Genomic DNA, 21,598 nt, shown 5'->3' with positions numbered 1-21,598 from the left:
TGCGCCTGCCGGACACGGCACGCGCTGCGGCAGGCGGCGCAACAGGGAGCATCATGAACGGCAGCACCATGACACACGGGTTCACCGCAATGGCCTGCATCGCGCTGGCCGGCTGCGCGAGCACGCCCACGGCAACCACCAACAGCCTTGGGATGCAGATGGTGCTGCTGCCGGCGGGCGAATTCACCATGGGCAATGCGGCCTCCATCGAGACCATGAGCGCGCTCTACCCGGCTTATGAACCGCGCCGACTGGCAGACCTTGCCGACGAAACCCCGGCGCATCGGGTGCGCATCACGCGGCCGTTCTACATGGCGAAACACGAGGTGACGGTCGGCCAGTTCCGCCAGTTCGTCGAGGCCTCGGCCCATGTGCCCGAGTCGATCGTCGACGGCACCGGCGGCTATGGCTACAACGCCGCCTATGATCCCGCCACCACCAAACGGGGGGACGCTTTCGAGGGCCGGCACCCGCGCTATTCGTGGCAAAACCCGGGCTTTGCGCAGAGCGACGCTCACCCGGTGGTGAATGTGACCTGGCACGACGCCGTGGCACTGGCCCGCTGGCTGAGTGCCACCGAGGGGCGCCGCTACCGCCTGCCGACGGAGGCGGAATGGGAATACGCCTGCCGCGCCGGCACGAGCACGCAGTATCACAGTGGTGATGCGCCGGCTTCGCTGAGCGCGGTGGCCAATGTATTTGACACCGACGCGGCGGCAAACTGGCCCGACTGGCAAGCCTTCGCGCTGCCGACCGCCGATGGGTTTGCGTTTACCGCGCCGGTGGGCCAATTTGCCCCCAACGCCTTTGGCCTGCACGACATGCACGGCAACGTGTGGGAATGGACGGCTGACTGGCATGGCGCCACCTACTATGCCCACTCGCCGCAGGATGATCCGCAGGGGCCGGACGCGGGCCGGGTGAAGGTGCGCCGGGGCGGGTCGTGGCACACCTGGCCGCTGTATGCGCGCTGTGCCTATCGAAACTGGAACACGCCGGTCACGCGCTACACCTTGGTGGGCATCCGCCTGGTCATGGAAGCGGACTGATCAGTTCGGCTGACGATGCGGCTTAGCCGCGCCAGTCATCCGCTGCAAACCGTCGTGGCTGCGCGCCCTGCCCGGCCTGCTGCCGTGCTGGCGAAGTCTCCCTGCCGAATGGGGTCGGCTTCAGCCGACCGTGGCGGGTTGAAACCCGCCCTACAGCAGTAGCGACAACACTAGATGCCCCGCGCGCGGGCGATGTATAGCGCGGAGAGCGTCTTGCCGTCGGTGACGTCGCCGCTGGCCACGGCGGCGTCCAGCTCGGCCGGGCTCAGTGAGAGCACTTCGAGGAACTCGCCTTCATCCCACTGGTGGCCGACATGGGTGAGATCCTCCGCCAGGAAAACCTCGATCCGCTCGTCGGAGTAGCCGATGCAGGGGTGCAGCGTGCCCAGATGCGTCCAGCGCGCGGCCTCGTAGCCGACCTCCTCGCGCAGCTCGCGGCGGGCGCAGGCTTCGATGTCTTCACCCGGGTCGATCTTGCCGGCGGGTAGCTCGATGAAGCTGCGGCGCAGGGGGTAGCGGAACTGGCGTTCGAGGATCAGCCGGCCATCGGGCAGCGTGGCGATGACGACGACCGCACCGGGGTGGCGGATGTATTCGCGCACCGCGGTCTTGCCGTCGGGCAGGCGCACATGGTCGCGTTCGACCTTGAGCAGTATGCCGTCGAACACGCGCTCGGTGTCGAGCTGAGTTTCAGTCAGGCTGTCCTGATTCTGGATGAGCATCCAAACCTCCCGGAAGACAGGCGTCCAAATAAAAACCGCACGGCCCTTGCGGACCGTGCGGTTGATGTCTCATTACGTTGGCGGTCAGCCCTGGAAGCTTGCCACCAGTGCCAGCTGGCACAGATCGATCAGTTGCTGCGGCAGCAGGCCAAGGAAGGCGATGGCCAGGCAGTTGGCCGACAGCAGCACGCGGATGTCGGAGGCGGCGTGAATCGGCGCGGTATCGACGGGCTCGTCGAAGTACATCACCTTGACCACGCGCAGGTAGTAGAAGGCGCCGACCAGCGACATCATCACCGCCAGCACGGCCAGCCACACCATGTCAGCGGCGACGAGCGACTGCAGCACCGACAGCTTGGCGAAGAAGCCAATGAAGAACGGGATACCGGCCATGGAGAACATGATGATCATCATCATCGCGGCGAACCACGAGCTGCGCTTGTTCAGGCCCTTGAGGTCATCGATGTTCTCGGCTTCGAAGCCCGAGCGCGACAGCAGGATGATGATGCCGAAGGAAGCCAGGCTCATCACCACATAGGCGATCGCGTAGAACATGCTCGAGGTGTAGGCGTTGAGCGCGTTGAAGCGGTCGCCCTCGACCACGCCCGAGAGCAGGCCCAGCAGCAGGAAGCCCATGTGGGAAATACCCGAGTAGGCCAGCATGCGTTTTAGGTTGGTCTGCGCGATGGCGGCGATGTTACCCAGCACCAGTGAGCCGACGGCCATCAGCATGAGCATGGTCTGCCAGTGCTCGGCCAGGTCGAACAAGCCCCCCACCAGCAGGCGCATGGCCATGGCGAAAGCGGCCAGCTTGGGCGCGGTACCGATCATCAGGGTGACCGAGGTCGGCGCGCCGTGATAGACGTCGGGCACCCACATGTGGAAGGGCACGACGCCGAGCTTGAAGGCCAGGCCGGCAACGATGAACACCAGGCCGAACATCAGCACGGTCTTGCTCGAGACGCCGTCATACACGGCTGCCTGGTTGTAGATGGCTTGGGCCACACCAGACAGCGACAGATTGCCGGTGGCGCCATACACCATCGACATGCCGTAGAGCAGCAGGCCGGAGGCCAGCGCGCCGAGGATGAAGTACTTCATGGCCGCTTCGGTCGAGCGCGCCGAGTCGCGATCAAAAGCCACCAGGCCGTAGAGCGACAGCGACAGCATTTCGAGGCCGATATACAGCGACAGGAAGTGATTGGCGGTAACCATCACCATCATGCCCAGCGTTGAGAACAAGGCAAGCAAATGATATTCCGGCCGATCAAAACCGCGGTCAGCCGCATAGCCCCGGCCATAGATCAGCGCCGTGATCACCGAGAAGCAGATCAGGATCTTGAGCACATCCCCCATCAAGTCATCGACATACATGTCGCTGAGGGTGACGCGCACCTGCCCGTCCATGGTGAAAATGGTGAGTAGCGCGGCTACGATCAGGGTCAATTGCGTCAGTACATAACCGATGTTGCGCGCAGATTCGCGCATGAACACGGTCAGCAGCAAGATCACCAGCGACATGCCGGCCACGAACAGCTCTGTGACGGCGGGGGCGAAGTCAGGGACTACAAAGTTCATCGTCGGACCAATCCCGTAAATTTGTTCAGCTGGATGCTCAAAGCTTGCTCGTTGCAACGTGCTGCAAGAGTTCGTTTACCGAAGCGTGCATCACCTCGGTCACCGGCAGCGGATAGATACCCATGATCAGGGTACAAGCGGCGAGAACGGCCAGGAACGCAAACTCGCGCCCATTGATGTCCTCAAGCTTGGCCACCTTGTCGTTGCCAATGGCACCAAAAACCACGCGCTTATACATCCACAAGGTGTAAGCGGCACCCAAAATCAAGGTTGTCGCAGCAGCAAAAGCCACCCAGAAGCTGTACTGCACTGCGCCCAGCACCACCATGAATTCACCCACGAAACCGCTGGTGCCCGGCAGGCCCGCATTGGCCATGGCGAACAACATGAAGAATGCGGCGAATTTTGGCATGGTGTTGACCACGCCACCGTAGTCGGCAATCTGACGCGAATGCATGCGGTCGTAGAGCACCCCGATGCACAGGAACATCGCGCCGGACACAAAGCCGTGCGAGATCATCTGTACCAGCGCACCTTCGACGCCCAGCGGATTGAAGATGAAGAAACCGAGTGTGACGAAGCCCATGTGAGCGATGGACGAATACGCCACCAGCTTCTTCATGTCCGCCTGAACCAGCGCGACAAAGCCGATATACACCACTGCAATCAGCGACAGCACAATCATCATCGGCGCCATGGCTTGCGAGGCATCCGGCACGATGGGCAAGGTAAAGCGCAGGAAGCCGTAGGCGCCGAGCTTGAGCGCGATGGCAGCCAGCACCACCGAGCCTCCGGTCGGCGCCTCGACGTGAGCGTCGGGCAACCAGGTATGCACCGGCCACATCGGCACCTTGACGGCGAAGGCGATCAGGAAGGCCCAGAACAGCAGGTTCTGCGCGCCCATGGCGATCGGCAGCTCGTGCCAGTCGAGAATGCTGAAGCTGCCGCTCTGCATGAACAGGTAGATCAGCGCCACCAGCATCAGCAGCGAACCGGCCAGGGTGTAGAGGAAGAACTTGAACGCGGCATACACGCGGTTTGCACCGCCCCACACGCCGATGATCAGGTACAGCGGGATCAGCGAGGCCTCGAAGAACACATAGAACAGCAGCCCGTCGAGCGACGAGAAAATGCCGTTGAGCAGGCCGGACATGATCAGGAAGGCAGCCATGTACTGAGCGACCTTGGTCTTGATCACTTCCCAGCCGGCAACCACCACCAGGATGGTGACGAAGCTGTTGAGCAAGACGAAAAGCACCGACAAGCCGTCCACCCCGAGGTAGTAATGGACGTTGAAGGCGGGAATCCAGCGGGCCAGTTCCACGAACTGCATGGCGCTGGTGCTGTTGTCGAAGCCAGTGAACAGCGGAATCGTCACGAGGAAGCCGATCACCGAAGTGAGCAAGGCCATAGATCGCGCCATGGGGGCGTTTCGGTCGGAACCTGTGGCAAGCACCAGCAGGCCGCCGACGATCGGCACCCAGATCGCGAGACTGAGAAGAGGCATACCCGTCATCGTAACTATCCGTTCAAGGCGTCAGCTCGACGCATTTCTTTCGTTGTAACCGTGTATGGCATGGCGTGATCAAACAACGCTGAACCACAGCGACAGCAAGACGCACAAACCGATGATCATCGAGAAGGCGTACATGTAGATGTGACCCGACTGCAACAAGCGACTCGCTTGCGCGACCAGGCTGATCGTCCGAGCCGTGCCATTGACGATCAGGCCATCAATCACGCCCTGATCACCGCCCTTCCAGAGACCTTGCCCAAGCAGACGCGAACCACCCGCAAAAACGACTTCGTTGAATTTATCGAAGTAGTACTTGTTGTCGAGCAGCGTATGCAGCGGCTTGAAGGTCCGCATGATCGCTGCCGGAATTTCCGGTTTCACGAGATAGAAGAACCAGGCAAGCACCACGCCGGCCATCGCCAGGAAGAACGGCAAGGTCGTGAATCCGTGCATGGCCATGGCGGCAGCGCCATGGAAGTGCTCGGCAAACTGGCCGATGGTGTCGTGCGATGCCGTCACGTGGATGGCGCGCTTGAACCAGTCACCGAAGAGCATCGGCTCGATGGTGAAGAAACCGATCAGCACCGACGGAATGGCCAGCAGGATCAGCGGTACGGTGACCACCCACGGCGATTCGTGCGGCTTCTGACCCGGCGCGAGGCCGTGATGGTGATCGTCGGACGGTTCCTCGTCGTCATGGTCGCCATGGTGATCGTGATGCGCCTGACCGAAACGTTCCTTGCCATGGAAGACCAGGAAGTACATGCGGAAGGAGTAGAACGCGGTCACAAAGACACCGACGATCACGCAGAAGTAGGCATAGCCTGCGCCAGGAATCGTCGAGAAATGCACCGCCTCGATGATCGAATCCTTCGAGAAGAAGCCGGACAGGAAGGGGAAGCCAATCAGTGCCAGCGAGCCCACCAGCGAGGTGAACCAGGTGATCTTCATGTACTTCCACAGACCGCCCATATTGCGCATGTCCTGGTCGTGATGCATGCCGATAATCACCGAGCCGGCACCCAGGAACAGCAGCGCCTTGAAGAACGCGTGCGTCATCAGGTGGAAGACCGCCGCCGAATAGGCTGACACGCCGAGCGCAACCGTCATGTAGCCCAGCTGCGACAGTGTCGAGTAAGCGACAACCCGCTTGATGTCGTTCTGAACAATACCGAGAAAGCCCATGAACAAGGCCGTGGTCGCACCGATCACGATGACGAAGGACAGCGCGGTCTCAGACAGTTCGAACAGCGGCGACATGCGCGCGACCATGAAGATGCCGGCGGTCACCATGGTGGCCGCATGGATCAGGGCGGAAATCGGGGTCGGGCCTTCCATCGAGTCTGGCAGCCAGACGTGCAGCGGCACCTGCGCCGACTTGCCCATCGCGCCAATGAACAGGCAGATACAGATCACGCTGATCAGCAACCAGGGCGCGCCAGGGAACAGCTCGATGGTCTTGGCGGACAGCGCATCGGCCTGCGCGAACACTTCGGCGTAGTCCAGGCTGCCCGTGTGCGCGGCGACCAGGCCAATACCCAGCAGGAAGCCAAAGTCACCCACCCGGTTGACCAGAAAGGCCTTCATGTTGGCAAAAATCGCAGTCGGCCGGGTGTACCAGAAGCCGATCAGGAGGTAGGACACCAGACCCACCGCTTCCCAGCCGAAGAACAACTGGAGGAAGTTGTTCGACATCACCAACATCAGCATGGAGAAGGTGAACAAGGAGATGTAGCTGAAGAAGCGCTGATAGCCCGGATCTTCCTGCATGTAGCCGATGGTGTAGAGGTGCACCATCAGCGACACGAAGGTCACCACGAGCATCATCATCACCGTGAGCTCGTCGATCAGAAAGCCGACCTCCAGGCTCAGGTTGCCACTGGTCGCCCACGTGTAGACCGTGCCGTTGAAGGTGTTGCCCGCCTGCACGTCCTGATAGATCAGGATCGAAGCAAACAATGCGACGGCCACACCGAGAATCGTCGCAACATGCGCGCCGGTGCGACCAATCGCCTTGCCAAACAAGCCGGCGAGAATCGCCCCCGCAAGCGGAGCCAGCGGTACGACCAAATAGAGATTTTGCATTTCGGACATCGAGACGCTTCCTTAACCCTTGAGGCTATCCAGATCATCCACATGGATGGTGCGCAAATTGCGGAACAGCACCACCAGAATCGCCAGGCCGATTGCAGCTTCCGCTGCGGCCACGGTGAGGATGAAGAACACAAAGATCTGGCCCGCGAGATCCCCAAGGTAATGGGAGAACGCGACAAAATTCAGATTCACCGAAAGCAGCATCAACTCGATCGCCATCAACAGGACGATGAGGTTCTTCCGGTTGAGGAAGATGCCGACCACGCTGATCGCAAAAAGTATTGCGCCCAGAATGAGGTAGTGGGAAAGCGAAAGCATCAATGACTCCCTGAAAGCGACCCGCGCGCTTCGATTATTCTTTTTCGGCCGGCATCGACACCAGCGCGATGCGATCGGCACGTTTGACGGCAATCTGCTGCGCCGGATCCAGATGGCGCGAACCGGTGCGCTTACGCAACGTCAGCGCCACCGCCGCGACCATCGCCACCAGCAGCACCAACGACGCAAGTTCGAACGGATAGACGTATTCGGTGTAAAGCACCCGACCCAGCTCACGCGTATTGCTGTAACCAGCCTGCGCAGCCGGCGGTTCCGGCATGGCATCCAGCCCGAAGTACGGACCGCTCAGCACCAGCACCATCTCAGCCAGCATGATGACGCCAACCACCGCGCCCACCGGCAGGTAGCTCCAGAAGCCCTCACGCAGTCGGTCGATATTGATGTCGAGCATCATCACCACGAACAGGAACAGCACCATGACCGCCCCGACATACACCATCACCAACACGATGGCGAGAAATTCAGCTTGCAGCAGCAGCCAGATACCCGCGGCGTTGAAGAAAGTCAGCACCAGAAACAACGCGGCATGCACCGGATTGCGTACGGTAACGACGCGCAAGGCGGCGAACACCATTACGGTGGCCAACAGGTAAAAAACGAAAGTCTTGAATTCCATGCTCGAGTATCTCCGGAGGCCAATCGCGGCCTCGCCTTACGCGCTTTTACCGGTACTTCGCCTCGGTCTCACGATCCTTGGCAATCTGTGCTTCGTTTCGATCACCCACCGCCAGCAACATCTGCTTGGTGTAGTACAGATCGCCCCGCTGTTCGCCGTGGTACTCAAACACCCGCGTCTCGACGACCGCGTCCACCGGACAGGCTTCTTCACAGAAGCCGCAGAAAATGCACTTGGTCAGATCAATGTCATAACGCGTCGTGCGGCGCGAACCATCGTCACGCTGATCCGACTCGATCGTGATTGCCATCGCCGGACACACCGCCTCGCAAAGTTTGCAGGCAATGCATCGCTCTTCCCCGTTCGGATAGCGACGCAAGGCATGCAGGCCGCGGAAACGCGGACTCTGCGGCGTTTTCTCTTCGGGGAACTGCACGGTGATCTTGCGCGCAAAGAAATGCCGCCCGGTCAGCGCCAGTCCCTTGAGCAGTTCCTTCAGAAGAAGGCTACCGAAATAATCTCTTGCACCCATCGTTCGCCTCTCAGTTCCAGATCGACAGCGGGGACATGATCCACACTGCGACAACGAGGACCCAGAACAGCGTCACGGGCAGGAACACCTTCCAGCCCAGACGCATGATGTGGTCATAACGGAAACGGGGGAATGTCGCCCGCGCCCAGAGGAACATCAACACAACCATCGACGTCTTGATTGCCAGCCAATGGAAACCATCGGGCAGGAAACCGACCGGCGACAACCAGCCGCCCAGGAACAGGATGGAGGTCAGGATGCTGACCAGCCACATGTTGGCGTATTCGGCGAGGAAGAACAGCGCGAAGGTCATGCCCGAATACTCGACCATGTGACCTGCCACGATTTCCGACTCGCCCTCGACGACGTCAAACGGTGCGCGGTTGGTCTCGGCAATCCCGGAAATCAGATACACCACAAACATCGGGAACAGCGGCAACCAGTTCCAGCTCAGAAAGCCAAGTCCCATGTCTGCAAACTGCCCCTGCCCTTGCACCCGAACGATCTCGCTCAGGTTCAGTGAAGCCGAAATCATCAGCACACAGATCAGTGCAAAACCCATCGCCAGTTCATATGACACCATCTGGGCCGCGGCGCGCATGGTGCCCAGGAAGGGGTACTTCGAGTTCGACGCCCAGCCGGCGATGATCACGCCATACACTTCGAGCGACGTAATCGCCAGAATGAACAGCAGGCCGGCATCGACATCGGCCAGTACACCGCCATCCCAGAACGGCACGACTGCCCATGCCGCAAGCGACGGTGCAATGGCAAGGATCGGGCCGAGAATAAACAGGCCCTTGCTTGTTGCTGAAGGAACCAGGACTTCCTTGAGCAACAGCTTGACGCCGTCGGCAATCGGCTGCAGCAAGCCCAGTGGACCGACCCGGTTCGGGCCGATACGCACCTGCATGTAGCCGATGATCTTGCGCTCGAAATACGTCAGGTAGGCGACCGCAATCATCAGCGGCGCGATGATCGCCACGATCTTGGCGAGGGTCCACACTGCGGGCCAGGCGGCACCGAACAGCGAGGCAATCGGTTCGAGAAGGGCTTCCATCAAACGCGCTCCAGGGTCACCACAGCGGACAGGCCACCCAGCGCCGCCGTTGTTTCATGTGCCGATGCAATCCGAACACAGCCGTCGGCCACCGTATCGTCAGCTTTTGCGACCAGGCGGGCGCTGCCCTGCTCGGTTTTCGCCTCGACTGCGTCGCCTGCATTCAAGCCAAGTGAGGTCATGGTGGCCGCCGATAAATAGGCTGCCGGCGCTGCGCCATCGCGGGCACGCTGAAGCGCGGGCGCACGACGAACGATGGAGTCGGTCGCGTAAATCGGCACATCGGCCACGCGTTCGATACCTGCAGAGGCTGCCGACCCCGACACGGTCAGACCATCCAGCGTATTGCTCAGATTTGCGACCGGGAAGGCGGTGATATCGAGCACGTCGGCTCGCACCGCTTCCGAATCGTTGTAATCGAATCCATCCAGTGACAGCAGATTGCCCATCACACGGAGGACCTTCCACGCAGGACGCGTATCACCTTGCGGCTTGGCAACGGCCACAAAACTCTGGGCGCGCCCTTCGCAGCTAACGAAGGTGCCGGAAGTTTCGGTAAAGGGAGAAACCGGCAGCATGACATGGCTGATGGCGCGCAGCTCGGGGCTGTTGAAAGCGGTCAGGTTGACCACAAAGTCGGCCCCTGCCACAGCAGCACGTGCGCGCTCGCCCGCGGCGGAATCCAGCGACGGCTCAACATTGAGCAGCACATACGACTTGAGCGATTCACTCAACATGGCCGCGGCGTTCTTCCCACCCGTGGCCGGCACGGCACCTGCGAGATAACCACCCACACTGTTCGCGGCGTCACCGATCACGCCAAAGCTGGAGCCGGTGATGCTGGCGATCTCCTGCGCGAGACGGCGCAGCGTCGCCGCCTGGGCATGCTGCATCGCAAAGTTGCCCAGCCAGATGGCCGATTGACGGCCGCTGAGCAGCATGTCGGCAATGGCCTTGGCTTCAGCCGGCATATCCGCCGGAAGAAGCACTGTCAATGCGGCATCAACGGATTTACTTTCAGCATCTGCAACAGCCTTGAGTACAGCCGCCAGCGCAGCGACCATTTCTGACGGCTTGGGCTGCATCCGCGCCGACACCGGCAGCAGCCAGTCATCGGCGGTCGGGTGAATGCTTGCGACCTTGAGCCCCCGCTTGGCGGCCTGACGCACACGTTGCGCGAGCAGCGGATGATCTTTGCGGAAGAAGCTGCCGATCACCAGCAAACGATTCAAATCGGCGATTTCAGCGACCGGCATTCCCAGCCACGGCGCGCCCTGGCTGACGGCATCGGCCGAGAAGTCGGTCTGACGCAGGCGGAAATCGACGTTGTCGCTACCCAAGCCGCGCACCAGCTTCTGCGCGAGGTAGAGCTCTTCAACGGTGGCGTTGGATGCCAGCAGCGCGCCAAATTCTTCAGCCCCCGCGGCGGCCACAACGGCCTTGAGACGAGTTGCCGCGAATTCCAGTGCGGTTTGCCAATCAGTCTCCTGCCAGCTATCGCCCTGACGGATCATCGGCTTGGTCAGGCGAGAAGCGCAATTGAGGCCTTCGTAAGAGAAACGGTCCCGGTCCGACAGCCAGCATTCGTTGATGGCTTCGTTCTCGAGCGGTAAAACGCGCTTGACCACATCGTGCTTCACCTGAACGATCAGGTTGCTACCGAGCGAGTCGTGCGGGCTGACCGACTTGCGGCGGGCCAGCTCCCAGGTGCGAGCGGCGAAACGGAACGGTTTGGAGGTCAGCGCGCCAACCGGGCACAGGTCGATGATGTTGCCCGACAGTTCGGAATCAACGGTCTTTTCAACAAAGGGCATGATCTCGGAGTGCTCACCGCGGAAGGCCTGGCCCAACTCCATCAAGCCGGCAATTTCCTGCGTAAAGCGAACACAGCGGGTGCAGTGAATGCACCGCGTCATGTCGGTCGCCACCAGCGGGCCGAGGTTCTTGTTGAACACGACGCGCTTCTCTTCCTGATAGCGCGACTTGCTCTCGCCGTAGCCGACCGCCAGATCCTGCAACTGGCACTCACCGCCCTGATCGCAGATCGGGCAATCGAGCGGGTGGTTGATCAGGAGAAACTCCATCACGCCCTTCTGGGCCTTGACGGCGGCTTCGGACTTGGTCCACACCTTCATGCCGTTGGTCACTGGCGTCGCACAGGCGGGAAGCGGCTTGGGCGCCTTTTCGACCTGCACCAAACACATGCGGCAGTTGGCAGCGATGGACAGTTTCTTGTGGTAACAGAAGTGCGGGATGTACGCCCCCACCTGATTGGCCGCATCCATCACGGTGCTGCCATCAGCCACCTGAAGCTGCTTGCCGTCGATCTCGATTTCTAGCATGACGGACCTACATAGATTTTGCTGCCTTCGCGCTGGACGTCGTCCGGCACGAGACAGGTCTTGTGTTCGATGTGGTAGGCGAATTCATCGCCGAAATGCTTGACGAAGCTCTGCACTGGCATGGACGCCGCATCGCCGAGCGCACAAATGGTGCGACCCATGATGTTGGTGGTGACGCTGTTGAGCAGGTCCAGGTCGTCCGGACGGCCGAGGCCGTGCTCGATACGATGCACCACGCGATACAGCCAGCCCGTACCTTCACGGCACGGCGTGCATTGGCCACAGGACTCTTCGAAATAGAAGTAGGACAGACGCTCAAGCGCTCGCACCATGCAGGTGGTCTCGTCCATCACAATCACTGCACCCGAACCGAGCATCGACCCCGCCTTGGAGATCGAATCGTAGTCCATGGTGCAATCCATCATGATGTCGGCAGGCACCACCGGCGATGACGAGCCCCCGGGGATCACGCCCTTGAGCTTGCGACCACCGCGCATGCCACCTGCCATCTCGAGCAGCTCGGAGAACGGCGTGCCGAGTTCGATCTCGTAGTTGCCCGGGCGATTCACATGACCAGAAATCGAGAACAGCTTGGTGCCACCGTTGTTCGGCTTGCCGTAGTTCAGGAAGGTCTCGCCACCGTCGCGCAGAATGAAGGGCACGGAGGCGAAGGTTTCGGTGTTGTTGATCGTGGTCGGCTTGCCGTAGAGACCATAGCTGGCCGGGAACGGCGGTTTGAATCGCGGCTGCCCTTTCTTGCCTTCGATTGATTCAAGCAATGCGGTTTCTTCACCGCAAATGTAGGCGCCGTAGCCATGGTGCGCAAACAGATCAAAGCTGAAGTCGGAGCCGAGAATCTTGTCGCCGAGCAGGCCCGCCGCGCGCGCTTCGGCCAGCGCCTCTTCGAAGCGGTCATACACCTCAAAGATTTCGCCGTGAATATAGTTGTAACCCCGCTCGCACCCCATCGCATAGGCGGCGATGATCATGCCCTCGATGACGGAGTGCGGGTTATAGCGAAGGATGTCGCGGTCTTTGAATGTGCCCGGCTCGCCTTCGTCCGAGTTACAGGCCAGATACTTGGCGCCCGGAAACGAACGTGGCATGAAGCTCCACTTCAGGCCGGTCGGAAAGCCCGCGCCGCCCCGTCCGCGCAGCACCGACGCCTTGACCTCGGCAATGATGTCCGCCGGCGGGGTGCTTTCAGCGATGATCTTCTTCAGCGCGGCATAGCCGCCGCGTGCGAGGTAATCCTGAAGCCGCCATGTACGGTCGCCGTCCAGATCGGCGAGGATGAGATTGCGTGCGCTCATTTCGCCAAGTCCGCCAACAGTTGATCAATTTTTTCGGTCGTCATCCAGCTGCACATCTTGTGATTGTTATGCAGCAGCACCGGCGCATCCCCGCAGGCGCCCATGCACTCACCCTCTTTAAGGGTGAATTTGCCGTCGGGTGTGGTCTCGTTGAATTCGATACCAAGCTTCTGCTTCAGGTAGTCAGCAGCATGCACGCCACCGGACAACGCACACGGCAGATTTGTACACACCGTGATCTTGTGTTCGCCGACGGGTTCGAGGTCGTACATGTTGTAGAAGCTCGCCACCTCAAACGCGGCAATTGCCGGCATATCGAGATAGCTGGCGACGGCATCGATGGTTTCCCTGGCCAGCCAGCCCTTTTCTTGCTGCGCGATGCGCAACGCGGCCATCACCGCGGACTGTTTCTGGTCCGACGGATACTTGGCGACCTCTACGTCGATTAACTTCAGCGATTCCTGGCTCAGCATTTTCTGCCCATACCCGATAGTTTGCGTTCTTCGGTCCGCCTCAGCGGTCAACATCACCAAACACGATATCCATCGTGCCGATAATGGCGACGACGTCTGCAAGCAAATGTCCTTTCGCCATCGCATCCATGGCCGCCAAGTGGGCGAAACCAGGTGAGCGCAGCTTCAGGCGATACGGCTTGTTGGCGCCATCCGATACGGCATACACACCGAACTCGCCCTTGGGGTGCTCGATGGCCGCATACACTTCGCCTTCCGGCACATGCATGCCTTCCGAGAAGAGTTTGAAGTGGTGAATCAACTCTTCCATGTTCGATTTCATCGCTTCGCGCGACGGCGGGGCCACCTTGTGGTTGCCCGTAATGACCGGCCCCGGGTTCTTGCGCAACCAATCGATACATTGCTTGATGATGCGATTCGACTGGCGCATCTCTTCCATGCGAACCAGATAGCGATCGTAGCAATCGCCCTCCTTGCCCACCGGAATGTCGAAATCCAGTCGATCGTAGACTTCGTAAGGCTGCTTCTTGCGCAAGTCCCACGCCACGCCAGAGCCCCGCAGCATCGCGCCAGTAAAGCCCCAGGCCTTGGCCTGCTCAGGCGTCACCACACCAATACCGACCGTCCGCTGTTTCCAGATCCGGTTGTCGGTCAGCAGGGTTTCATAATCGTCGCAATATTTCGGGAAGCGATTGGTGAAGTCTTCCAGAAAATCGAGCAGCGAACCTTGACGGTTCTCATTTAACTGGCGAACCGTCTCGGCGTTTTTCCACTTCGACGCTTCGTATTGCGGCATCTGATCGGGCAGATCGCGATAAACGCCACCCGGCCGGTAATACGCGGCATGCATGCGCGCGCCGGAAACCGCCTCATAGGCATCCATCAGATCTTCACGTTCGCGGAACGTGTACAACACCATGGTCATTGCGCCGATATCCAGCGCATGGGTGCCGATTGCCAGCAGGTGATTCAGAATCCGGGTAATTTCATCGAACATCACGCGAATATATTGACCACGCTCGGGCACCTCGACACCGATCAGGCGCTCAATCGCCAGACAGTACGCGTGCTCGTTGCACATCATCGACACATAGTCGAGACGGTCCATATACGGCACGGACTGCACCCAAGTGCGGGTTTCAGCCAGTTTTTCGGTGCCGCGATGCAGCAATCCGATATGCGGATCAGCTCGCTCGACAACTTCACCAGACAACTCAAGCACCAGGCGCAACACACCGTGCGCGGCCGGGTGTTGCGGCCCGAAGTTGATCGTATAGTTGCGGATTTCAGCCATGGCCGACGTCTCCATAATTGGCCTCACGCACAACCCGCGGCGTATTTTCGCGCGGCTCGATGGTCACCGGCTGATAAACAACACGCCGTTGCTCGGGGTCATAGCGCATTTCCACATATCCCGAGACCGGGAAATCCTTGCGGAACGGATGACCGACAAAACCGTAATCGGTGAGGATTCGACGCAGGTCCGGATGCCCGGAGAACATGATGCCGAACAGGTCGAAAACCTCTCGCTCAAACCAGTTCGCGCTCGGCCAGACATCACATAATGAATCCAGCACCGGAAAACCATCATCCGGCGCAAATGCGCGCAAACGCAATCGCCAGTTATTGGCAATCGACAAAAGATGCGTCGAAGCGGCGTATCGCTCTCGCGTCCACTCACGATTGGCCCATGCCGAATAATCCACACCCGACACATCGACCAATTGTTCAAAAGCAAACTCGGCGCGATCACGCAACTCGATGGCGGCCGAACGATAGTCGTCGGCGGCAACTTCAAGCGTCACTTCACCACGATCAATAACGATCGATTTGGCACGCTCACCGAAGTGCTCGCCAAGCAAGGCCGAAAGACGTTCAATTTTTGTAGTCATCCCGTCACCTACCCCGTCAACGCGCAATGGTGTTGGTGGACCGGATCTTCCGCTGCAGCTGGATGATGCCGTAAATCAAGGCCTCCGCGGTCGGGGGGCAACCCGGCACATAGACATCTACCGGCACCACACGATCACAACCGCGCACGACTGAATACGAATAGTGGTAATAGCCACCACCATTCGCACAGGAACCCATTGAAATCACCCAGCGCGGCTCAGCCATCTGGTCGTAGACCTTGCGCAAGGCTGGCGCCATCTTGTTGCAAAGCGTCCCCGCCACGATCATGACATCTGACTGACGCGGACTGGGACGAAAAACCACCCCAAAGCGGTCAAGGTCATAGCGCGAACAGCCCGCATGAATCATCTCAACGGCACAGCAGGCCAATCCAAACGTCATCGGCCACAAAGAGCCGGTGCGCGTCCAGTTGATCACCGTATCCAGTGACGTTGTGACGAATCCTTCTTTTAAAACGCCTTCGATACTCATGTCACCTCTTGCCGCAAGGCAGATTCAAGGGTGAAGCGGAGGGAAAATCACTCCCAGTCCAGTGCGCCTTTTTTCCACACCCAGATGTAACCAATAACGAGAATGCCCAAAAATACGAACATCTCGAAGAAACCAAACAAGCGCAGAGATTCTGTGCCTGCAATTTCCCGGAGAATCGTCGCCCACGGAAGCAGGAACGCGATCTCTAGGTCAAAGATAATAAAAAGGATAGCGAGCAGGTAATAACGCACATCAAATTTCATGCGCGCATCTTCGAAGGGTTCGAAGCCACACTCAAAAGGAGAAAGCTTTTCGCTGTCAGGACGGTGCGGCGCAATAAGCCGCCCCATGACGATCGGCGCCACGCCAAAGGCGAGCCCGACCAGGATGAAAACAAGCACGGGGAAGTAGTTTTCTAGCATTTATAGATCCCGGTCTTTGTTTGCGGATAAACCGCATGGAAACGCCCGCTTACTGCGGGCGTCCAATAATTTCTTTGGTGCCGACGGTGAGACTCGAACTCACACGACTTTACGTCACCACCCCCTCAAGATGGCGTGTCTACCAATTTCACCACGTCGGCACTCATAGCGTTACAGCGGGACGAATTATACGACTTCTGCCGCGCTGCGCAAAGTTTTTTGCACCTTATTTGGGAACAGTATTGAGCTTCGAATCCGAACCCGCGGCAGGCTCGGACGTCGCCTGCCCGGCAGCCGGAACCGCTTGCTCCATGACGCTTGCAGGGACGGTTCTGGCCGAACTTGCGAGGTAGCTCAAGCCAAGGCTGGTGATAAAGAAGACTGTCGCCAGCACACCCGTGGTGCGGCTCATGAAGTTCGCCGAACCCGATGCACCAAAAAGGCTCCCCGACGAACCGCTACCAAATGCGGCGCCAGCATCCGCCCCTTTGCCGTGCTGCAACAAAACCAGGCCGATCACCCCGATGCCCACCAGCACGTGCACCGTCAACACAATCGAAAAGAGATAACTACCCATGATTCATTCGTTCCTGAACGTGTAAGTTCTAATCAAACAGCGACTGCCGCCTTGCAAATCGCCAAAAAAGCTTCCGGATCCAACGCAGCGCCACCGATGAGCCCGCCATCGATATCGTCTGCCGCAAACAACGCGGGGGCCGTTTCGGGCTTCACGCTTCCACCATACAAAATCTGTACGCGATCAGCCGCAGCCTGAGAAACACGGCCAAGCGCGCCGCGGATTGCTGAATGCACCGCGTCCGCTTCGTCCACCGTAGCGGAGAGCCCAGTGCCAATCGCCCAGATCGGTTCGTAAGCAATGACCAGGCGCTCGACCCGCTCAGCCCCGAGCGCCAGCACCGGCGCCAGTTGCTCCGACACGACAGACTCGGTCTGACCTGCCAGACGCTCTTCTTTTGTCTCGCCAACACAAACGATCGGTGTCAGACCGTTTCGCAATGCCGTCGCTGCTTTGTCCGCCACACATTGACTCGACTCACCGTGACGCGCGCGACGCTCTGAATGACCGACGATCACATAGCGACAGCCCATGTCCCGGAGCATGCCAGCGCTGACTTCGCCAGTGAAAGCGCCATCATCGCACTCACTCACATCTTGCGCGCCGAGATGCAGCGCCGATCCAACCAGTGCAGCACCAGCCTGATCCAGATACGGGAACGGCACGCAAACTGCGACATCGACGCCGCTTGGCAAATGCGGCGCGAGCGCGGACAGCAAATCTGCCGCCATGTCGCGCCGACCATGCATCTTCCAGTTGCCTGCTACCAGTTTCGATCTCATACGCTTCGCTGCGAGGGCGGAAAAATCCCACGATTGTAACCGCCCGCCCGCTCCTCAGCAAACAAAGCGAACCAGGATCCAGCGACTCAAACGGTCTCGCCGAACGCGGCACGGACAGTATCCGCCAAATGGGTCGCATGCCGCTCAACCTCGTCGGCGTCGCTACCCTCAACCATCACCCGGAGCAGGGGCTCCGTGCCAGAGGGGCGCAACAGGACGCGACCACGATCGCCCAAAGCCTCCGCGCTCGCGGTTTCGGCCGCTGCGATGCGGCTGTCTGAGCGCCAGTCGAAGCCCTGCGGCATTCGCACATTGATCAAGCGCTGCGGGTAGAACACCAGATCCACGCAGGCCTCTTTGAGTGAAACGCCTCGCTCGCGCAAGGAGGCCAGGACCTGGAGCGCGGAAACAATGCCGTCGCCGGTCGTATGGTGATCAAGGCTCAGAATATGCCCCGAGTTCTCCCCCCCCAGGCGCCAGCCCTTCTCCTGCATCATCTCAAGCACATAGCGATCGCCCACTTTGGCGCGCGCAAACGGCACGTCCATACGCCCGATGGCATGCTCGAAGCCGAGGTTGCTCATCAGCGTACCGACCACACCGTTGAGTTTGCCCGAGCGCTTCATGGCCACGGCAATCACATAGATCAGCTTGTCGCCGTCATAGATTTCACCCGCCGCATCGACCATCACGACACGATCAGCATCGCCATCCAGCGCGATGCCGATATCCGCGCCGTGCGTCAGCACCGCATCGCGCAGATACTCGGGCGAAGTTGCACCGACACCATCATTGATATTGAGGCCGTCCGGCCGAACGCCGACCGACACCACCTCTGCCCCGAGCTCGTGCAGCACTTTCGGTGCAATGTGATAGGCCGCGCCATGCGCGCAATCGAGCGCGATTTTCATTCCGCGCAGATCAAGCTCGTTCGGGAAGGTACTCTTGCAGAACTCGATATAGCGGCCGGCCGCATCTTCGATACGGCGCGCACGCCCCAAGCGGTCTGACGACACGCAGCCCATGCCTTCATCAAGGTGCGCTTCAATCTCGCGCTCAACGGCATCGGGCAGTTTCGCGCCGCCGGCCGAAAAAAACTTGATTCCGTTGTCGTAGAACGGATTGTGAGACGCGGAAATGACGACGCCCGCCTGCAAACGCAGCGCCCGCGTCAGGTAGGCCACCGCCGGCGTCGGCATGGGTCCAGCCAAAATAACGTCTACCCCGGCGGCCGAAAAACCTGCCTCCAGCGCGGCTTCGAGCATATAGCCAGAGATCCGGGTGTCCTTCCCAATCAGCACCGTCGGTCGCTCGCCCTTGGGCAGCTGCTCTCGCATGACCAGGGTCACGCCCGCCGCGTAACCAAGGCGCATCACGAAATCAGGCGTAATCGGCGCATCACCCACTCGCCCGCGCACCCCGTCTGTCCCAAAATACTTTCTGCTCATCGCTCTTCCCGCTTCAATATGCTGTCAGTTGCGGCCAGGGCCGCCCCAAAAAATTCTCGCCCGATTATGACAGTTGCCGTCGATTTTCAGCGTGCAAACGCTCACGCCATCACCGCGTCGAGTACCGCCAGTGCATCCCGGGTCGCCGCCACATCATGCACACGGACGCACACCGCGCCCGACTGCACCGCCAACGCGGCTGCAACAGCGCTGGCCACCAGACGCGCCTCTACCGGCTGCCCGGTCAACGCGCCCAGCATGGACTTGCGAGACACCCCCACCAGCACCGGCGCCAACGCCGCAAATTGCGGCAAGGCGCGGAACAGGCTCAGGTTGTGCGCCAAGGTTTTGCCAAAGCCGAAGCCCGGATCAATCAAAATGCGCTCTCTGAGCACGCCGGAGGCGCAGACCGCGTCCATGCGCTCGACAAGCGCCGCCTCGACCTCCGCCACCACGTCTTCGTAATGCGGCGCATCCTGCATTGTTCTGGGCGCGCCCTGCATATGCATCAGGCACACCGCGGCGCCACTGGATGCCACCGCTGCCAGTGCGCCGGGCATTCGCAATGCGTTGATATCGTTGATCATGTCCGCGCCGGCATCGATCGCTGCGGTCATCACCGCCGGCTTGACCGTATCCACCGACAATGGCACGCCCCAACCAGCCAGCGCCTCAATGATCGGAATCACGCGGTCCAACTCCTCCGCCTCACTCACCGCCACAGCGCCGGGCCGGGATGACTCCCCACCCAAATCGAGCACATGCGCGCCGTCCTGAACGGCCCGCTCGGCGCGACGCAAGATGTCGTCGCGCTGTTTCAGCAAGCCATCGCCCGAAAACGAATCCGGGGTGACATTCAGAATCGCCATGATTTTCGGTGTCGACAGGTCAAGCCGAAAACGGCCGCAGAACAGCACGCCGGCCATTACGCCTCGCCGTCCGCCGCTGAAGACACCGCCTCAGCCGCTGCCGCCATCGCCGCGGCCGCCGCGATCATGTCAGCCCGACTGCTCGGCGTTTCGAGGCTGATCGGCCCCAGTGCACCGCTGCGGTAGTCGGCCAGCAACACGAGCGCCGCCTTATCGACGTCCACGCCACCGCCTTTGACCAGGCATCCGCGCCGACGCGCCACCTCCTCCACCAGACGCACGCCATCAAAGCCCGCCACGTCGGTCTTGTAACGCGCGGCCAGACGCTCCGGATAGCGCGACAGCAGCAACTGACCCAGCGCGACCGCCACATCAAACTCGGCGACGGCGTTAACGCCAATCGCATGACTGGCCGCCAGCATGAAGCCATCGGCGTCGTATGCTATTTTCGGCCACAACATCCCCGGCGTATCGACCAGCGACATGGTGGGGCTGATATCGAGGCGCTGCTGAGACTTGGTCACCGCTGGCTCATCGCCCACGGCCGCCACACGGCGCTTGAGCATGGCATTCATCAACGTGGACTTGCCCACGTTCGGAATCCCCATGATCATCATGCGCAAGGGCTTGGTGCCATCGCTGCGATGCGGCGCCAGTTGCTGGCAGAGTTTGGGCACACGGGCCACTTCCGCCGGCCTCTTGCACGAAATCGCCACCGCCTTGACGCCCGGTTGCTGATTGAAATAGGTCAGCCACTCCGCCGTCGCGGCCGGATCAGCCAGGTCGGACTTGTTGAGCAACTTGAGGCAAGGACGTTGACGGTGCGCACGCAAGGACTCGATCATCGGGTTCGTGCTCGCCGCCGGCAGGCGCGCATCTACCACCTCGATCACCACATCGATCTTTGCCATGACTTCGGCCGCTTTCTTGCGCGCCGAATTCATATGCCCCGGGAACCACTGAATAGTCATGCTTGCCTTCGATCCACTTGATTTAGGCGCGATTATCCCATTTCGCGGCCACACCCGGCGGTTCATCGTCAAATCGCACTGCCCGCCGGGGTTTGACGCTGCCACAAAGCACTAGACACCCGGGTAAAAAGGTGTATCGTGTCGGGGCAGTCGCTTCAAGCAGTTGTCCTTGCAGGTGTTTCTTCGCGGTGTTTGGTTAAACCGCCCACGTTTGAATCCCCTCAGTACGTTTCTTGATAGTTCCTGCAGGTGGGCTATACGCCCAGATTTTGTTTTTATTATGGAACACGTATAAATGAGCACTCAAACCGGCACCGTGAAATGGTTCAACGACTCCAAGGGCTTCGGCTTCATTACGCCTGATGGCGGTGGTGACGACCTGTTCGCGCACTTCAGCGAAATTCAGGGCAACGGCTTCCGCACCCTGGCTGAAAACCAGCGCGTCGAGTTCGAAATCCGCACGGGCCCCAAGGGTCTGCAGGCTGCTGCTATCCGCGCTGTCTGATCGGA

22 protein-coding genes and 1 tRNA gene are annotated in these 21,598 nt (G+C 60.1%); 2 read left to right on the top strand and 21 right to left on the bottom strand.

The features are described from left to right. The first annotated feature begins 53 nt into the window (after window positions 1-53). Window positions 54-1,049 (top strand): formylglycine-generating enzyme family protein, encoded by a 996-nt coding sequence (locus FHP91_RS12595; protein ID WP_222105194.1) that lies wholly within the window; start codon window positions 54-56, stop codon window positions 1,047-1,049. 170 nt (window positions 1,050-1,219) lie between these two features. Here FHP91_RS12595 and FHP91_RS12590 read toward each other — a convergent pair whose 3' ends face one another. The 21 genes from FHP91_RS12590 to ylqF all read right to left on the bottom strand — a co-directional run bounded on the left by FHP91_RS12590 (window position 1,220) and on the right by ylqF (window position 21,088). Continuing rightward, entirely contained in the window at window positions 1,220-1,771 is a 552-nt protein-coding gene (locus FHP91_RS12590; RefSeq protein ID WP_144309926.1) for an NUDIX domain-containing protein, read from the bottom strand. Between the two features lie 84 nt (window positions 1,772-1,855). Then, window positions 1,856-3,349, bottom strand: coding sequence for an NADH-quinone oxidoreductase subunit NuoN (gene nuoN / locus FHP91_RS12585; RefSeq protein ID WP_144309925.1), 1,494 nt, complete (start codon window positions 3,347-3,349; stop codon window positions 1,856-1,858). Between the two features lie 37 nt (window positions 3,350-3,386). Further along, window positions 3,387-4,865 carry an NADH-quinone oxidoreductase subunit M gene (locus FHP91_RS12580; protein WP_144309924.1) on the bottom strand — a complete coding sequence of 493 codons (1,479 nt, stop codon included), beginning with the start codon at window positions 4,863-4,865 and terminating at the stop codon, window positions 3,387-3,389. A gap of 69 nt (window positions 4,866-4,934) precedes the next feature. After that, complete coding sequence (gene nuoL, locus FHP91_RS12575) at window positions 4,935-6,959, bottom strand: NADH-quinone oxidoreductase subunit L (protein WP_144309923.1); 2,025 nt, start codon at window positions 6,957-6,959, stop codon at window positions 4,935-4,937. Window positions 6,960-6,971: 12 nt separating this feature from the next. Next, complete coding sequence (gene nuoK, locus FHP91_RS12570) at window positions 6,972-7,277, bottom strand: NADH-quinone oxidoreductase subunit NuoK (RefSeq protein ID WP_144173284.1); 306 nt, start codon at window positions 7,275-7,277, stop codon at window positions 6,972-6,974. 34 nt (window positions 7,278-7,311) lie between these two features. After that, window positions 7,312-7,914 (bottom strand): NADH-quinone oxidoreductase subunit J, encoded by a 603-nt coding sequence (locus tag FHP91_RS12565; protein ID WP_144173281.1) that lies wholly within the window; start codon window positions 7,912-7,914, stop codon window positions 7,312-7,314. Window positions 7,915-7,960: 46 nt separating this feature from the next. Then, on the bottom strand, window positions 7,961-8,446 hold the full coding sequence (gene nuoI / locus FHP91_RS12560) for an NADH-quinone oxidoreductase subunit NuoI (protein WP_144173279.1): 486 nt from the start codon (window positions 8,444-8,446) through the stop codon (window positions 7,961-7,963). Window positions 8,447-8,456: 10 nt separating this feature from the next. Next, window positions 8,457-9,506 (bottom strand): NADH-quinone oxidoreductase subunit NuoH, encoded by a 1,050-nt coding sequence (gene nuoH / locus FHP91_RS12555; RefSeq protein ID WP_144309922.1) that lies wholly within the window; start codon window positions 9,504-9,506, stop codon window positions 8,457-8,459. Next, window positions 9,506-11,848 (bottom strand): NADH-quinone oxidoreductase subunit NuoG, encoded by a 2,343-nt coding sequence (gene nuoG / locus FHP91_RS12550; RefSeq protein ID WP_144309921.1) that lies wholly within the window; start codon window positions 11,846-11,848, stop codon window positions 9,506-9,508. Before nuoG ends, nuoH begins: the two co-directional genes overlap by 1 nt. After that, window positions 11,842-13,161 carry an NADH-quinone oxidoreductase subunit NuoF gene (gene nuoF, locus FHP91_RS12545; RefSeq protein ID WP_144309920.1) on the bottom strand — a complete coding sequence of 440 codons (1,320 nt, stop codon included), beginning with the start codon at window positions 13,159-13,161 and terminating at the stop codon, window positions 11,842-11,844. The genes nuoG and nuoF overlap by 7 nt, the downstream gene beginning before the upstream one ends. Next, complete coding sequence (nuoE, locus tag FHP91_RS12540) at window positions 13,158-13,634, bottom strand: NADH-quinone oxidoreductase subunit NuoE (RefSeq protein WP_144173270.1); 477 nt, start codon at window positions 13,632-13,634, stop codon at window positions 13,158-13,160. The genes nuoF and nuoE overlap by 4 nt, the downstream gene beginning before the upstream one ends. 40 nt (window positions 13,635-13,674) lie before the next feature. After that, on the bottom strand, window positions 13,675-14,928 hold the full coding sequence (locus FHP91_RS12535; RefSeq protein ID WP_144309919.1) for an NADH-quinone oxidoreductase subunit D: 1,254 nt from the start codon (window positions 14,926-14,928) through the stop codon (window positions 13,675-13,677). Beyond that, window positions 14,921-15,526, bottom strand: coding sequence for an NADH-quinone oxidoreductase subunit C (locus FHP91_RS12530; protein ID WP_144309971.1), 606 nt, complete (start codon window positions 15,524-15,526; stop codon window positions 14,921-14,923). Before FHP91_RS12530 ends, FHP91_RS12535 begins: the two co-directional genes overlap by 8 nt. A 16-nt stretch (window positions 15,527-15,542) precedes the next feature. After that, on the bottom strand, window positions 15,543-16,019 hold the full coding sequence (locus tag FHP91_RS12525; protein WP_144173266.1) for a NuoB/complex I 20 kDa subunit family protein: 477 nt from the start codon (window positions 16,017-16,019) through the stop codon (window positions 15,543-15,545). Between the two features lie 47 nt (window positions 16,020-16,066). After that, the gene (locus tag FHP91_RS12520) at window positions 16,067-16,441 is read right to left on the bottom strand and encodes an NADH-quinone oxidoreductase subunit A (RefSeq protein WP_144309918.1); all 375 of its coding nucleotides are present in this window, start codon (window positions 16,439-16,441) and stop codon (window positions 16,067-16,069) included. A 75-nt stretch (window positions 16,442-16,516) separates the two neighbouring features. Continuing rightward, window positions 16,517-16,602, bottom strand: a tRNA-Leu gene (locus FHP91_RS12515). A 65-nt stretch (window positions 16,603-16,667) separates the two neighbouring features. Next, window positions 16,668-17,018 (bottom strand): preprotein translocase subunit SecG, encoded by a 351-nt coding sequence (gene secG, locus FHP91_RS12510; RefSeq protein WP_144173261.1) that lies wholly within the window; start codon window positions 17,016-17,018, stop codon window positions 16,668-16,670. 32 nt (window positions 17,019-17,050) lie between these two features. Next, window positions 17,051-17,800 carry a triose-phosphate isomerase gene (tpiA, locus tag FHP91_RS12505; protein WP_144309917.1) on the bottom strand — a complete coding sequence of 250 codons (750 nt, stop codon included), beginning with the start codon at window positions 17,798-17,800 and terminating at the stop codon, window positions 17,051-17,053. A gap of 86 nt (window positions 17,801-17,886) precedes the next feature. Next, window positions 17,887-19,248, bottom strand: a complete 1,362-nt coding sequence (gene glmM, locus FHP91_RS12500; RefSeq protein ID WP_144309916.1) for a phosphoglucosamine mutase — start codon at window positions 19,246-19,248, stop codon at window positions 17,887-17,889. 101 nt (window positions 19,249-19,349) lie between these two features. Further along, window positions 19,350-20,174, bottom strand: coding sequence for a dihydropteroate synthase (gene folP, locus FHP91_RS12495; protein ID WP_144309915.1), 825 nt, complete (start codon window positions 20,172-20,174; stop codon window positions 19,350-19,352). Further along, complete coding sequence (gene ylqF / locus FHP91_RS12490) at window positions 20,174-21,088, bottom strand: ribosome biogenesis GTPase YlqF (RefSeq protein WP_144309914.1); 915 nt, start codon at window positions 21,086-21,088, stop codon at window positions 20,174-20,176. Before ylqF ends, folP begins: the two co-directional genes overlap by 1 nt. A gap of 295 nt (window positions 21,089-21,383) precedes the next feature. Here ylqF and FHP91_RS12485 point away from each other — a divergent pair, with 295 nt between their 5' ends. Continuing rightward, window positions 21,384-21,593: a cold-shock protein gene (locus FHP91_RS12485; RefSeq protein ID WP_144173251.1), complete on the top strand. Its 210-nt coding sequence runs from the start codon at window positions 21,384-21,386 to the stop codon at window positions 21,591-21,593. Window positions 21,594-21,598 lie beyond the last annotated feature (5 nt).

The sequence above is a fragment of the Denitromonas halophila genome (assembly GCF_007625155.1).
Classification (GTDB): Bacteria; Pseudomonadota; Gammaproteobacteria; order Burkholderiales; family Rhodocyclaceae; genus Nitrogeniibacter; species Nitrogeniibacter halophilus.
Note: the sequence above shows the minus strand (reverse complement) of the source record. Positions and strands in the feature narration are given on the sequence as shown.

Excerpts from the sequence above, each read along its gene's own strand:
- FHP91_RS12530 (WP_144309971.1), bottom strand. The coding sequence starts at position 15,526 with ATGACTACAAAAATTGAACGTCTTTCGGCCTTGCTTGGCGAGCACTTC.
- FHP91_RS12590 (WP_144309926.1), bottom strand. The coding sequence starts at position 1,771 with ATGCTCATCCAGAATCAGGACAGCCTGACTGAAACTCAGCTCGACACC.
- folP (WP_144309915.1), bottom strand. The coding sequence starts at position 20,174 with ATGGCCGGCGTGCTGTTCTGCGGCCGTTTTCGGCTTGACCTGTCGACA.
- ylqF (WP_144309914.1), bottom strand. The coding sequence starts at position 21,088 with ATGACTATTCAGTGGTTCCCGGGGCATATGAATTCGGCGCGCAAGAAA.
- secG (WP_144173261.1), bottom strand. The coding sequence starts at position 17,018 with ATGGGTAGTTATCTCTTTTCGATTGTGTTGACGGTGCACGTGCTGGTG.
- glmM (WP_144309916.1), bottom strand. The coding sequence starts at position 19,248 with ATGAGCAGAAAGTATTTTGGGACAGACGGGGTGCGCGGGCGAGTGGGT.
- FHP91_RS12485 (WP_144173251.1), top strand. The coding sequence starts at position 21,384 with ATGAGCACTCAAACCGGCACCGTGAAATGGTTCAACGACTCCAAGGGC.
- FHP91_RS12565 (WP_144173281.1), bottom strand. The coding sequence starts at position 7,914 with ATGGAATTCAAGACTTTCGTTTTTTACCTGTTGGCCACCGTAATGGTG.
- tpiA (WP_144309917.1), bottom strand. The coding sequence starts at position 17,800 with ATGAGATCGAAACTGGTAGCAGGCAACTGGAAGATGCATGGTCGGCGC.
- FHP91_RS12525 (WP_144173266.1), bottom strand. The coding sequence starts at position 16,019 with ATGAGTATCGAAGGCGTTTTAAAAGAAGGATTCGTCACAACGTCACTG.
- nuoE (WP_144173270.1), bottom strand. The coding sequence starts at position 13,634 with ATGCTGAGCCAGGAATCGCTGAAGTTAATCGACGTAGAGGTCGCCAAG.
- FHP91_RS12580 (WP_144309924.1), bottom strand. The coding sequence starts at position 4,865 with ATGACGGGTATGCCTCTTCTCAGTCTCGCGATCTGGGTGCCGATCGTC.
- nuoK (WP_144173284.1), bottom strand. The coding sequence starts at position 7,277 with ATGCTTTCGCTTTCCCACTACCTCATTCTGGGCGCAATACTTTTTGCG.
- nuoH (WP_144309922.1), bottom strand. The coding sequence starts at position 9,506 with ATGGAAGCCCTTCTCGAACCGATTGCCTCGCTGTTCGGTGCCGCCTGG.
- FHP91_RS12595 (WP_222105194.1), top strand. The coding sequence starts at position 54 with ATGAACGGCAGCACCATGACACACGGGTTCACCGCAATGGCCTGCATC.
- nuoL (WP_144309923.1), bottom strand. The coding sequence starts at position 6,959 with ATGTCCGAAATGCAAAATCTCTATTTGGTCGTACCGCTGGCTCCGCTT.
- nuoF (WP_144309920.1), bottom strand. The coding sequence starts at position 13,161 with ATGAGCGCACGCAATCTCATCCTCGCCGATCTGGACGGCGACCGTACA.
- FHP91_RS12535 (WP_144309919.1), bottom strand. The coding sequence starts at position 14,928 with ATGGCTGAAATCCGCAACTATACGATCAACTTCGGGCCGCAACACCCG.
- FHP91_RS12520 (WP_144309918.1), bottom strand. The coding sequence starts at position 16,441 with ATGCTAGAAAACTACTTCCCCGTGCTTGTTTTCATCCTGGTCGGGCTC.
- nuoI (WP_144173279.1), bottom strand. The coding sequence starts at position 8,446 with ATGGGTGCAAGAGATTATTTCGGTAGCCTTCTTCTGAAGGAACTGCTC.
- nuoN (WP_144309925.1), bottom strand. The coding sequence starts at position 3,349 with ATGAACTTTGTAGTCCCTGACTTCGCCCCCGCCGTCACAGAGCTGTTC.
- nuoG (WP_144309921.1), bottom strand. The coding sequence starts at position 11,848 with ATGCTAGAAATCGAGATCGACGGCAAGCAGCTTCAGGTGGCTGATGGC.